The sequence below is a fragment of the Sphingobacterium sp. FBM7-1 genome (assembly GCF_020687765.1).
Lineage (GTDB): Bacteria > Bacteroidota > Bacteroidia > Sphingobacteriales > Sphingobacteriaceae > Sphingobacterium.
Map to the genome: position 1 here is coordinate 117,555 of NZ_JAJEWJ010000008.1, position 12,774 is coordinate 130,328.

Here is a 12,774-nt window from a genome sequence, read left to right on the forward strand (position 1 = left end):
TAATAGATTGTAATGAAGAAAATTCCAAATAAAAAAGTAACGCCAATTCCGCCAAAATTCAATATGATGTGGTTATGGATATTAATTATTCTCGGATTCTTTGGTCTTCAGTACTTTTTTAGTAGCGATAGCACGAAAGAGATTACCTATTCAAAATTTGAGAAGGAAATATTATTGCCTGGCGATGTCGAAAAACTTGTTGCCTTTAAGAGCAATGATTTAGTAGAGGTAGAGGTATACATCAAAAAAGATCGCCTTACCGATGAGCGTTACAAAGAGGTCGCGCCCGCGCCGAACTCCCTCCTATTGTCTCCTGACTTGGGACCGCAATATACGTTTACGGAGCCTTCCGATGTTATTCTCAACGAAAAATTAAAAAATTCCCAAGCGGGATTGCCGGAGGATCAGCCCCGTATCGAGCCGCATTACGAAAATAGATCCAACCCATGGGCGGGCTGGTTTATTTCGTTTATGCTTCCGTTACTCATTATTGTTGCTATATGGATGTTGCTGATGAGGCGTATGGGTGGTGGCGCTGGTGCTGGCGGTGGTGCGATTTTTAATATCGGAAAATCTAAAGCGCAACTTTTTGATAAAGAAAGCCAGATAAACATTACATTCAATGATGTTGCCGGTTTGGAAGAAGCCAAAACAGAGGTTATGGAAATCGTGGATTTTCTGAAAAACCCGAAAAAATATACCGATCTAGGAGGAAAAATTCCAAAAGGGGCCTTATTGGTCGGCCCTCCGGGAACGGGTAAGACTTTATTGGCGAAAGCGGTTGCTGGAGAAGCTCAGGTTCCGTTCTTCTCTTTGTCTGGATCGGATTTCGTAGAGATGTTTGTCGGTGTTGGTGCATCGCGGGTACGTGATCTTTTCAAACAAGCTAAAGAAAAGGCACCTTGTATTATCTTTATTGATGAAATTGATGCTATTGGCCGGGCGCGCGGCAAAAACTCGGTAATGGGTGGGAATGACGAGCGGGAAAATACACTCAACCAATTATTGGTCGAGATGGACGGTTTCGGTACTAATTTGGGTGTTATTCTTTTGGCCGCTACCAACCGGTTAGATGTATTAGACCAAGCGTTGTTGCGACCAGGACGATTTGATAGACAAATTTCCATTGATAAACCGGATTTAATCGGGCGTGAGCAGATCTTTAATGTGCATTTAAAACCGTTAAAGCTGGCCGAAGAAGTAGACGCGAAAAAGCTTTCGGCACAAACTCCAGGTTTTGCAGGTGCGGAAATTGCCAACGTCTGTAATGAAGCGGCATTAATTGCAGCGCGCAAAAACAAGACTTCCATCAATATGCATGATTTCCAAGATGCCATAGACAGGGTCATTGGTGGGTTGGAGAAGAAAAACAAAATTATTTCACCAGAAGAAAAGAAAATTGTAGCCTATCACGAAGCCGGGCATGCCATTGCAGGATGGTTCCTAGAGTTTGCGGATCCTTTGGTTAAGGTCTCCATCGTTCCGCGAGGAGTAGCCGCATTGGGATATGCGCAATATTTGCCAAAAGAACAGTTTTTGTATACGACCGAGCAATTGCTGGACAGCATGTGTATGACGATGGGAGGACGTGTAGCAGAGGATATTACTTTTGGCCGCATCAGTACCGGGGCACAAAATGACTTGGAAAGGATTACAAAACTTGCTTATGCGATGATCGCCGTATATGGAATGAATGATAAGGTAGGTAATGTGTCTTTTCGGGATGGCTCTGGAGAGGCGCAGTTTCAAAAGCCTTATTCTGATCAGACGGCAGAATTGATCGATCAAGAAGTACGAAGTCTGATCACTGCGGTATATGATAGAACCAAACAACTGTTATTGGAGAAACAAGCAGGCCTAGTAGCCATTGCGGAGAAATTGTTGGAGAAAGAAATATTGTTTCAAAGTGATTTAGAACAAATTTTAGGAAAGCGTCCGTTTGAAAACCGGACCACCTATGATGAGTTTGTGAATGGAGGAGCTGATGGAGGCGGGGTTCCCCAAACTGATTTGCCGTTAGAATTACCACAGGATAGTAAAAATAACGATACGCAGTCTCAGAAGGATAGCTAGCATGATGTGAGGCAGGCATGAAGTATTTATACTTCATTCGTAAGGGATACTAGAACATGAATATTCGAAATACCACGGCTAAAGAACGCATGCTGAAAAAGATTCGTCAGGCGTTGTTACAAAAGCGAGAGAATCCACATATCGATTTTGAGGATTCTCCCCTTTATAAAGATGAAGAGGAATCTTTAGACGTTACTTTTGCAAGGGAATTAACACGCGTCGGAGGTAATTTTGTGTATTGTGACGGAGAGATTTCACTCATCGAGAACTTAATATTGCTAGCGGAGAAGCTACAAATAAAAAGAATTTTAGCTTGGGAACCGCATATACAAAAGCTACTGGGGCAGTATGGTTTTCCTATTTATACGACGGATCAGCAGCTTGATGTAGCAGATGCCGGTATTACAAGCTGCGAAGCACTTCTTGCTCGGAATGGGAGTGTTTTATTATCCAATAGTGACCCCGCCGGCCGTCGATTAAGTGCCTATCCACCCATACATATTGTGGTGGCGAGAGCTTCTCAATTAGTGATGGACATTAAGCACGGATTGACCCGGCTGAAAGAAAAGTATGGCGATCAACTCCCGTCTATGATTACAACGATTACTGGACCTAGTCGAACAGCAGACATTGAGAAAATGCTTGTATTAGGTGCGCACGGCCCGAAAGAACTATATGTCTTTTTAATCGAAGACAGATTTTAACAGACACACTTTTTATGCTATACTATCTTTACGCGACTCCTGTCTCCTCCGTTATCTTTGCTCTGACAATAGGATTGAGCCTATATGTGTTTTCCAATCCCCAGTGGTATGCAAAATTAATGCTTCATCCCTATACATTGCATAGAGACAAGTCGAAATGGTATATGGTATTTACGAGTGGCCTAATTCACAAAGATTGGATGCATCTTATTTTCAATATGATGACCTTCTATTACTTTGGCTTTGCATTGGAAGCGATGTTCGTGCAATTTAGCGGAGCTGTGGGACATGTGCTCTTTGCGGGACTTTACCTCGTCAGCTTGATTTTAAGCGATATCCCCACGATCATTCGTCAGAAAAATGATCCTAGATATTATAGTTTGGGAGCGTCGGGAGCTATTTGTGCGGTACTATTTAGTTTTATCATGTTTCAGCCAAAAGCCATGCTCGGACTTTTTATGGTCATTCCTATACCAGCTTACTTATTTGCCTTTCTCTTTCTCGGGTATTGCATATGGGCATCCAAACAAGCGCGAGATGGTATTAACCATGACGCGCACTTATTCGGCGCACTTGCAGGTTTAGGGTTAACGATTTTGCTTTATCCCTGGTCTATTGGTCACCTTATCAGCCAGTTCTAATTATACGTTATCCTGCCCAACTTTCCCGGTCTAAACTTCTGAATTGGATGGCTTCCGCCAAGTGCTGATTATCTATTTGGGTAGCGCCGTCCAGATCGGCTATGGTACGCGATACTTTCAAAATCCGATCATACGCCCGAGCCGAAAGTCCAAGACGTTCCATAGCTGTTTTTAAAAGTTGTCTGCCTGAATCGGTGATTTGACATACCTGATGTACCGTAGGCGTATTCATTTGCGCATTATTATGGATAGTGGGGAAATTCATAAAGCGCTTTGCCTGAATTTCACGTGCCTGTATAACCCTCGCGCGGATAGCTTCGCTCTTTTCGGTGTACTGTGCGCTAGACAGTTCGTTAAACGCAACAGGTGTTACCTCGACATGTAAATCTATTCGATCTAACAACGGGCCTGAAATCTTACTCAAATAGCGGTGTACAACAGCGCTTCCACAGATACATTCTTTTTCTGGGTGGTTATAGTAACCGCAAGGACAGGGATTCATGGCTGCAATGAGCATAAAACTAGCCGGGTAATCCACGGAGAATTTAGCGCGGGAAACCGTGATGTTTCGAGATTCTAAGGGTTGTCGCATAACCTCTAAAACAGAGCGCTTAAATTCCGGTAATTCGTCTAGAAATAAAACTCCGTGGTGGGCCAGCGAAATTTCACCGGGTTGTGGTGAAGAACCACCCCCCACCAAGGCAACGTCCGACGTGGTATGATGTGGAGCTCGGAAGGGGCGGTTAGTCATGAGCGAGGAGCGTGCCCGTAGCTGACCGGCAACGGAATGGATTTTCGTCGTCTCGAGCGATTCACTTAAGCGGAGCGGCGGAAGAATCGTCGGGAGACGTTTAGCAAGCATTGTTTTCCCGGCGCCGGGCGGACCGATGAGGATAGCATTGTGCCCACCCGCGGCGGCAATCTCCAGCGCGCGCTTGATATTTTCCTGACCCTTCACATCTGCAAAATCAAGCTCATAGTTATTGATATGATGTAAAAATTCATCTTCTATATTGATGATTACGCGAGGCAACTGTTGCTGCCCATTAAAGAAAAGAATAACCTCATGTAGGGTGTCGGCTGTTAAAACCTCCAAATCTTGAACAGCTGCGGCCTCTCGTCCGTTAGCCGTTGGTAAAATAATACCTTTAAACCCATCTTCTTTTGCCTGCAAGGCTACGGGTAAAACACCTTTGACCGGTTGAATACGGCCGTCGAGTGATAATTCACCCAAAATCACATAATCGCGCAGGCAGGTTTCCGGTAACTGTTCCGATGCGGCTAGAATACCAATAGCCATCGACAAATCGTATGCAGCACCTTCTTTTCGGATAGCTGCAGGCGCTAAATTGATCACGATCTTTTGTCGGGGCATGCGATGCTTGGAGCTGCTTATTGCACTCTCAATCCGATGCAAACTTTCTTTAATTGCACTATCCGGCAATCCTACAATGTGATAATGAATGCCGGGGCATATCAGTGTTTCTACACTGACGGTGGTCGCATTTATACCATATACGGCACTACTAAAAGTTTTGACGAGCATATTTCTTGTGTTAAATGGTTGCTTAAAAGTAAATAAAAAGTGGAAGAAAAACAAAAACGGTTGAAAACGTATGACTTAGCACTTTTTTTATTTTTCTTTTTGTGTGGTGGTTTCGAAGGCCAAAATACTTTCGTATTTTTAAAACGAATACAAGGAATATTTGTTAAATATATAGCTTAATCAATTTTTCCATCCCCTGGATGGGAGATTATTTAAAGAACAAAGAAATATGAATGAGAACAGTAAAATAGTCACAGCGTTATTAGTAGGTTTTGCTGCCGGAGCAGTAGCGGGGTTATTATTTGCTCCCGATAAAGGAGCCGAGACCAGAGATAAGATAAATGAATCGCTGTCAGATCTAGGAGATGCTATAAAAGAACGTGCCGAAGAGCAGTTTGGACAGCTTAGTGAACTTAAAGATAAACTTGTCGGGCTTGTGAAATCAAAAGTTTCTGAAATGGAAACCATCGTAGATGACGAAATTGTAGAACACGCCTAATATGTTAATAGCTTAAAAAAACATTTGATGGAAGAGGAAAAATTTTCGCTTAGCGGTACCTTTCAAAAAGGTAAAGAATACGTAGATACCCAACTAGAACTGTTGAAGCTAAAAGGGCTGGCTAAAGGATCCCGGTTAATGGGATCTTTGGTGCTGGATGTCGTCAAAATTGTATTCACTTTATTCATTGTTTTTTTCTGCTCCCTTGCCCTCGGCTTTTACCTCGGAGAGGTATTGGAAAGTTATGCATTGGGCTTCTTTTTAACGGGTGTGATATTCTTTATACTCGTTTTATTGATCCGCGCCTTTGAACCGGGCTTAGAAAAAATATTTATGAACCTGACGATCCGTAAAGTCGCTAGTAAGTGGCAAGGCGATGAGGACGACGAAATTACGGAAGAAACAATCAAATCAACGGGAAATGATGAATTCGCAGAAAATAAATAATTTACAAGATCTAAAGGCAGAAATCGGCCGGCTTAATATCAGACGGAAGGAACAAGAAGCCTATTTATCAGATCAATATGAATTGCTCAAGGTAAAGGTCGCTGCTCCGTTTCGTTTTGTTAGTCGATTGACCTCACACGTCCCAGGAGTAGATATGTTTAAAGATTTAACATCGGGCGTAGCTAAAGCCGTTCAACGCAAAGACGCCGATTGGCTGACGAGAGTGCTTCAAATTGGAGCACCGATTGTGCTCAACTCAACCGTTCTGCGGAAAGCAAATTGGTTTAAAAAGGCCATGGTTTTGTTGGCTTCAGAGACGGCGATCGGGCAGGTTAATCAAGATAAGATCAGCGGGTTTGTCAATAAAATTACGTCGTTTATACAACCTAAGAAGAGAAAAAAAAAGCAGCGGATTGAAGACGAAGAGGCCATAGAGAAAATAGCGGTCGTGCAACAGCAAAACGCCATCCTGGAAGACGAACGATTTAACGATCGTGTATAGCTTTTAAGATCCTTTTAGAAAATCCTGATAAGCTAATGCTATCCCATCTCGTAGGGAAGTTTTATGCTGCCACCCCAGTGCATGTAATTTTGTTACATCCATAAGTTTCCGCGGAGTCCCATCTGGCTTATTCGTATCGAAGCGAAGCTTACCCTCGTACCCTATAATTTCGCGCACCAGATAAGCCAAATCGTGGATACTGATATCTTCGCCCACACCGACATTGATAAATTGATCTTCGTTATAATGTTGCATCAGAAAAACACAGGCCTCCCCAAGATCGTCCGCATATAAAAACTCGCGCAGCGGTGTGCCCGTTCCCCAAATGAGGACCTCATGTATGCCTGCCACCTTAGCTTCATGGAAGCGCCTGATCAATGCAGGTAGCACGTGAGAATGCTCCGGATGATAATTATCATTGATCCCATAGAGGTTAGTCGGCATAGCCGAGATGAAATTGCAGCCATACTGAGCGCGATAGGCTTCGCACATTTTTATACCTGCGATCTTCGCGATAGCATACGGTTCGTTCGTTGGTTCTAGGGTTCCCGTCAGTAAATAATCTTCCTGAAGCGGTTGTGGCGCAAGCTTTGGATAAATGCAACTGGATCCGAGAAAAAGTAGCTTTTTAACATTTTGCACATAGGCTTGGTGTATCACATTGGTTTGGATCATCAGGTTTTCATAGAGAAAATCAGCACGATAGGTGTTATTTGCTATAATGCCACCCACTTTTGCCGCTGCCAGAAATACGTATTCGGGCCGCTCTTCAGCGAAAAAATCTTTCACGGCCGATTGATCCCGCAAATCGAGGGCCGTTGACGTCCGTGTGACTAAGTGGTGGTAGCCGTCATTTTTCAAGGCCCGTACAATAGCTGAGCCCACCATTCCACGATGTCCCGCAATATATATTTTAGCTTCTTTTTCCACGTTAAACGATTGATCGATGCAAACTTATAAGATTTTCTTTTATCAACAAAATTCTTTGCTGGTGCGCGGTAGTCTTTCTGTACGTGGTGTTTCTGAATTCCAGCAGCTCGGTTTTGTTACTTTTTTTGAGGGAAAAGCAATAATTAAGGTTATTTTTGCCTCAAATTGTTAAAAGCATGGGTAAGGATAAGTTACGCAAATTTGCCGAGGTGGCTACTTTTGAGAATGTAGTGCAATTGGAGGCCGGGAAAGCATATAGAGGTGAGTGGGCATCAAAATTTTTCGGAAATAATAATCCCGTCGTATTAGAACTTGCCTGTGGCAAAGGAGAATATACGGTTAACTTGGCAAAAATGTTTCCCCACATCAATTTTATCGGCGTCGATTACAAAGGCAACCGTATTTGGAGAGGGGCGAAAACGGCCTTAGCGGAAGGAATCCAGAACGTAGGCTTTTTACGGATTCAGATCGAGACGATACTGGAGCATTTCGCAGAAAATGAAGTAGCAGAGATTTGGATTACGTTTCCGGATCCTCAGCCGCAGGAGAGTCGGGAAAAGAAGCGGTTGACGAATCCACGTTTTTTGGAGAAATATAAGTTTTTATTAAAAGATGGCGGACGGATGCATCTGAAAACCGATAACGACGGTTTCTATGCCTATACCATCGAGCAGATTGCCGCGTTAAACCTCACCAAGATAAAAGAAACCACGGATCTATATCATTCGGACCTGGTTGACGACGTGTTGTCCATCAAAACGTATTATGAACGTAAGTATTTAGCAGACAATAAAAATATAAACTATGTGCAGTGGCGGTTTTAAACCCTGCCGTATGCAGCAAGGAAAGTCAAAAAAATAGGAATCTACAAACTGTAAGTAGCCGAACATTTGGCGGTTTCTTCAACCTTACACGCGATTAGCCTGACCGGATAATCCTGTAATTGTTGTGGGCCGATATGTTCTACAAGGTATCGCGCGATGTTTTCGGCTGTGGGATTGAATGGCACGATGACTAAGCTATCGCCCGTAATTTCCTGAAGCGGAAGTAGTAAATCGTCATCCGCCCAGATCAAAAACTTGTGGTCAAAATGCTCCTCCAGCCAGGCACAGAGTTGCGTTTTAATAACAGAGAAGTCCACTACTCGGCCAATTTCGTCTAATTGGTCAGCGGCTACAGTGAAATGTATGCGGTAGTTGTGGCCGTGTAAAAAACGGCATTTACCCTCATGCCCCACTACGCGGTGTCCGCAGGAAATATCATGGTATCTTTCAGCAACTATCATATCACAAACCTAAATAAAATGCTTGATATATTATAACAGCTCCATCTGGAATAAATCTGCTATATGCGCCTTTAATTTGTTTTTTACCTCCTGCATATCCAGTCGGTATCCCAGCTCGCGTTCCAGCGACGTGACATCTTTGTCATCTATACCACAGGGGATAATGTTTCCGAAGTAGGAGAGATCTGCATTCACGTTGAATGCAAACCCGTGCATCGTTACCCAGCGGGAAGCCCTTACGCCCAACGCACAAATTTTACGGGCCTTACTAGTATCTGCATCTAGCCAAACACCGGTAAACCCCTCGTAACGGCCAGCTTGTATCCCATAGTCGCTACAGGTACGGATAATGGCCTCTTCGAGGGTACGCAGATACAAATGAATGTCGGTAAAAAAGTTGTCCAGATCCAAAATCGGGTAGCCTACAATTTGTCCCGGTCCATGATACGTAATATCGCCTCCCCGGTTAATTTTATAGAAGGAGGCATTTTTTTCCTTTAATCCTTCGTCGTCCAGCAATAGATACTCAGCATGACCACTTTTTCCTAAAGTGTATACATGGGGATGTTCCGTAAAAATAAGATGGTTAGGCGTAGGATGAGTCGTATTGTTTAAGCGGTTTTCGTTTTTAACAGCTACCGTTCTTGTGAAGAGCGTTTCCTGCCGATCCCAAGCCTCTTGATAATCCACCAAACCCCAGTCCACAAATTTCACCTGCTTGTTCATGCTTAATATAACAAATTATTATAAGGATAGCGTGCAGTATGTAACTTAGAGATAATCTCGTACAGCTTTTGTTTAAATTCTTCTACGTTCATCTTCTCCGTGGCAGATAGAAAAATGGCCGGATCGGCATTTTTTCCCATCCATGAATTTCTGAAATCTTCCAGCGTAACTTTATTCTCTTCGCCATTCTCATCCACCTCAACGGGCGCTTTATAAGCATCTATCTTGTTGAAAACGGTAATGATCGGTTTGTCGAGTGCATCGATATCTTTAAGGGTTTCATTTACCGCTGCAATATGTTCCTCAAAGTTCGGATGAGAGATGTCTACCACGTGTATAAGTACATCCGCTTCACGCACCTCGTCCAATGTAGATTTAAAGGATTCCACTAAATGGTGTGGAAGTTTGCGGATAAAACCTACAGTGTCGGAAAGCAGAAAAGGCAGATTGTCGATGACCACCTTGCGTACCGTAGTATCCAACGTGGCAAATAGCTTATTTTCTATTAGCACATCCGATTTGGATATCATGTTCAATATGGTAGATTTTCCGACGTTGGTATAACCTACCAGAGCCACGCGTATAAGTTCTCCTCGATTTTTACGCTGGGTTTCATTCTGCTTGTCAATAACGCTCAAACGCTCTTTCAAGAGGGATATTTTATTAAGGATAATCCGTCTGTCGGTTTCAATCTGTGACTCTCCCGGGCCCCGCATACCGATACCCCCACGTTGCCGTTCAAGGTGGGTCCACATCCGCGTAAGCCGTGGTAACAAGTATTGTAACTGCGCCAGTTCTACCTGCGTTTTCGCCTGTGCGGTCTGTGCATGCTTGGCGAAGATGTCCAGAATGAGATTGGAACGATCTAAGATTTTACGTTTAAGTTCGCGTTCCACGTTTCGGAGTTGAGATGGGGTGAGCTCGTCGTCAAACACGATCATGTCAATTTCCTCCGCATCCGCGTACTGCCGTATTTCTTCCAACTTACCAGACCCTACAAAAGTGGCATGTTCGGGCTTCGCTAATTTTTGTGTAAAAACCCCTTTCACTTCGCCTCCGGCAGTTTGCACGAGAAACTCCAGTTCTTGTAGGTAATCCTTTGCATTCTGCTCTGAAATGTGCGGGGTTATTACTGAAACGAGTAATGCCGTTTCCTGTTTAATTGCTGTGTCGTATATCTTTGTTTTTGCCATGTAATATTTACTTCTCCAATCGCTTGTATTGCATAGAACAAGCTTACAAAGATAATGGTTTTTGTTGTTAAGAAATCTTATCCCAGGAAATACCGGGCGAACGTTGTGATAAATAGTTTGCCAAGGGTATATTTTTTTCTGTCGAAAGGGAGGGGTCTTCTTGGAGGATTTCCATCACGCTATTGCGTGCCTCCACCAGAATCGCCTGGTCTGAAGCCAGGTTGGCAATCTTCATTTCCAAAACGCCGGACTGTTGCGTACCAGATATATCGCCGGGACCACGAAGTTGGAGGTCAACCTCAGCAATTTCAAAGCCATCCGAAGTGCGTACCATGGTTTCCAGTCGGGTCTTCCCTTCTTTGCTCAGCTTGTGCGTTGTCAACAAGATACAGAAAGATTGCTCCGCCCCACGTCCTACGCGCCCACGGAGTTGATGCAGCTGCGATAGACCAAAACGCTCGGCATTTTCGATGATCATCACCGAGGCGTTTGGTACATTGACCCCCACCTCAATGACAGTCGTGGCGACCATAATCTGTGTTTCCCCTTTAACAAAGCGCTGCATCTCAAAATCTTTATCCTTGACGGGCATTTTACCATGTACGATACTGATTTTGTACCGGGGTAAGGGGAACTCCCGCTGCAGGTTTTCCAAACCTGCTTCCAGGTAGAGCAGATCCATTTTTTCACTTTCCTTGATCAAGGGATATACCACATAAACCTGTCTCCCTTTCGTGATTTCCTCCCGCATAAAACCAAATACACGCAAACGCTGGTTTTCGTAGAAATGCACCGTCTTGATCGGTTTGCGGCCAGCCGGGAGTTCATCGATCACCGAAACGTCGAGATCGCCATATAACGTCATTGCGAGCGTTCGGGGAATAGGAGTCGCCGTCATCACTAGCATATGCGGCGGAATACGATTCTTACGCCATAATTTAGCACGCTGTTCTACACCGAAACGATGTTGTTCATCGATCACGACAAAGCCAATATTTTTAAATTTGACCTTGTCCTCAATAAGCGCATGTGTCCCGATGAGGATATCCAACGATCCATCTTCCAATTGTTCATGGATCAACCTTCTTTCTTTGGCCGGTGTCGAGCCTGTTAACAACTTTATGCTGCAAAGATTATCGCCCAGTAACGACCGAATGCCAGCGAAATGTTGTTGGGCCAGAATCTCCGTCGGAGCCATCATACAAGCTTGGTATCCGTTGTCGATAGCGATCAGCATAGCCATCAGTGCCACGACCGTTTTACCAGATCCTACATCTCCTTGTACCAGGCGGTTCATTTGCGCACCGGTATTTGTATCTTGGCGTATTTCCTTAATAACCCTTTTTTGTGCGTTCGTTAAGGGAAAAGGAAGTCGATCGTTAAAAAAAGTATGAAATTTATTGCCGACTTTGTCGAAGCGATGCCCTTTATATTTCTGGGTATTTAGCAGTTTATTGCGCAGTAAACGAAGTTGAATATAAAACAGTTCTTCAAATTTCAGCCGCCGGATAGCGGCATTTAGGTCTGGAGTGTTTTGGGGGAAATGGATCGAAAGCATAGCTTGCGCATAATTCATCAATTGATGTTTTTCCAATAGATAAGACGGAAGAGGTTCCTGCAACGTACTGAAAACCGTTTCCAGCGCCGCCTGTTGCAATCGCTGTAAACCCCGGGTGTCGAGATTAAATTTTTTAAGCTTTTCGGTGGAGGAATATACCGGTTGCATCGTGAGGTTGCCTATTTTCTTTTCCTGCGCATTAAACAATTCCATCTCGGGGTGCGTGATAGAAATTTGGCCGTTAAATTCGGAGGGTTTGCCATAGATGATGTAGGCCGATCCTACCTTCAAGCTTTTTTTAAGCCAAGTGATGCTTTGAAACCACACGAGTTCGATACTCCCAGTATCGTCTCGGAACTGTCCGACCAGTCTTCTAGTTCTTTTCTCACCAACTTCTTGCAGAGAAATAAGGCGTCCCAAAACTTGGGCGCCGATCATATCGGGATGCAACTGACGGATTTTGTGAAACTGCGTACGATCGATGTACCGAAAGGGGTAATGGGCTAGTAAATCGCCAATAGTAAAAATCTTTAGCTCTTTTTTGAGCACATCCGCTTTTTGCGGCCCCACACCTTTTAAATATTCTATGGGCGTTATTACAGATAAATTAGCCATCCTTCCGAACGGCTAATTTACAAATAAATATTTATTCGGTCTGGTGGTTGAGGTT

At 43.8% G+C, this 12,774-nt stretch carries 14 protein-coding genes; 8 read left to right on the forward strand and 6 right to left on the reverse strand.

Annotated features, from left to right (window positions below):
* The first annotated feature begins 12 nt into the window (after nt 1-12).
* From ftsH to LKO28_RS13250, 3 genes are read left to right on the forward strand one after another with little or no spacing between them, the layout of a single operon-like run.
* Nucleotides 13-2,073: an ATP-dependent zinc metalloprotease FtsH gene (gene ftsH / locus LKO28_RS13240; RefSeq protein ID WP_227695423.1), complete on the forward strand. Its 2,061-nt coding sequence runs from the start codon at nt 13-15 to the stop codon at nt 2,071-2,073.
* A 56-nt stretch (nt 2,074-2,129) separates the two neighbouring features.
* Nucleotides 2,130-2,777 carry a lactate utilization protein C gene (locus LKO28_RS13245; RefSeq protein ID WP_227695424.1) on the forward strand — a complete coding sequence of 216 codons (648 nt, stop codon included), beginning with the start codon at nt 2,130-2,132 and terminating at the stop codon, nt 2,775-2,777.
* 14 nt (nt 2,778-2,791) lie between these two features.
* Entirely contained in the window at nt 2,792-3,418 is a 627-nt protein-coding gene (locus LKO28_RS13250; RefSeq protein ID WP_227695426.1) for a rhomboid family intramembrane serine protease, read from the forward strand.
* 7 nt (nt 3,419-3,425) lie between these two features.
* On the opposite strand, the gene LKO28_RS13255 is transcribed toward LKO28_RS13250, so the two are convergent.
* Complete coding sequence (locus LKO28_RS13255) at nt 3,426-4,964, reverse strand: YifB family Mg chelatase-like AAA ATPase (RefSeq protein WP_227695428.1); 1,539 nt, start codon at nt 4,962-4,964, stop codon at nt 3,426-3,428.
* A 229-nt stretch (nt 4,965-5,193) separates the two neighbouring features.
* Between LKO28_RS13255 and LKO28_RS13260 the strand changes: the two genes are divergently transcribed.
* The 3 genes from LKO28_RS13260 to LKO28_RS13270 are packed head-to-tail and all read left to right on the forward strand — an operon-like array spanning nt 5,194 to nt 6,412.
* Entirely contained in the window at nt 5,194-5,463 is a 270-nt protein-coding gene (locus tag LKO28_RS13260; protein WP_227695429.1) for a YtxH domain-containing protein, read from the forward strand.
* A 27-nt stretch (nt 5,464-5,490) separates the two neighbouring features.
* Nucleotides 5,491-5,910: a hypothetical protein gene (locus LKO28_RS13265; RefSeq protein WP_227695431.1), complete on the forward strand. Its 420-nt coding sequence runs from the start codon at nt 5,491-5,493 to the stop codon at nt 5,908-5,910.
* Nucleotides 5,885-6,412: a hypothetical protein gene (locus LKO28_RS13270; RefSeq protein ID WP_227695432.1), complete on the forward strand. Its 528-nt coding sequence runs from the start codon at nt 5,885-5,887 to the stop codon at nt 6,410-6,412. The genes LKO28_RS13265 and LKO28_RS13270 overlap by 26 nt, the downstream gene beginning before the upstream one ends.
* Before the next feature lie 3 nt (nt 6,413-6,415).
* Here the strand turns inward: LKO28_RS13270 and LKO28_RS13275 are convergent, their stop codons facing one another.
* The gene (locus LKO28_RS13275; RefSeq protein WP_227695434.1) at nt 6,416-7,342 is read right to left on the reverse strand and encodes a GDP-L-fucose synthase family protein; all 927 of its coding nucleotides are present in this window, start codon (nt 7,340-7,342) and stop codon (nt 6,416-6,418) included.
* Nucleotides 7,343-7,358: 16 nt separating this feature from the next.
* Between LKO28_RS13275 and LKO28_RS13280 the strand changes: the two genes are divergently transcribed.
* Nucleotides 7,359-7,514 (forward strand): hypothetical protein, encoded by a 156-nt coding sequence (locus LKO28_RS13280; RefSeq protein ID WP_227695436.1) that lies wholly within the window; start codon nt 7,359-7,361, stop codon nt 7,512-7,514.
* 4 nt (nt 7,515-7,518) lie between these two features.
* Nucleotides 7,519-8,166, forward strand: a complete 648-nt coding sequence (gene trmB, locus LKO28_RS13285) for a tRNA (guanosine(46)-N7)-methyltransferase TrmB (protein WP_227695438.1) — start codon at nt 7,519-7,521, stop codon at nt 8,164-8,166.
* 41 nt (nt 8,167-8,207) lie between these two features.
* Here the strand turns inward: trmB and LKO28_RS13290 are convergent, their stop codons facing one another.
* The 4 genes from LKO28_RS13290 to recG all read right to left on the reverse strand — a co-directional run bounded on the left by LKO28_RS13290 (nt 8,208) and on the right by recG (nt 12,719).
* Nucleotides 8,208-8,627, reverse strand: coding sequence for a 6-pyruvoyl trahydropterin synthase family protein (locus LKO28_RS13290; protein WP_227695440.1), 420 nt, complete (start codon nt 8,625-8,627; stop codon nt 8,208-8,210).
* Between the two features lie 30 nt (nt 8,628-8,657).
* A complete protein-coding gene (lipB, locus tag LKO28_RS13295) occupies nt 8,658-9,353 on the reverse strand; it encodes a lipoyl(octanoyl) transferase LipB (protein WP_227695442.1) in 696 nt (231 codons plus the stop codon).
* A gap of 2 nt (nt 9,354-9,355) precedes the next feature.
* Nucleotides 9,356-10,546, reverse strand: coding sequence for a GTPase HflX (hflX, locus tag LKO28_RS13300; RefSeq protein WP_227695443.1), 1,191 nt, complete (start codon nt 10,544-10,546; stop codon nt 9,356-9,358).
* Between the two features lie 67 nt (nt 10,547-10,613).
* A complete protein-coding gene (gene recG, locus LKO28_RS13305) occupies nt 10,614-12,719 on the reverse strand; it encodes an ATP-dependent DNA helicase RecG (protein ID WP_227695445.1) in 2,106 nt (701 codons plus the stop codon).
* Nucleotides 12,720-12,774 lie beyond the last annotated feature (55 nt).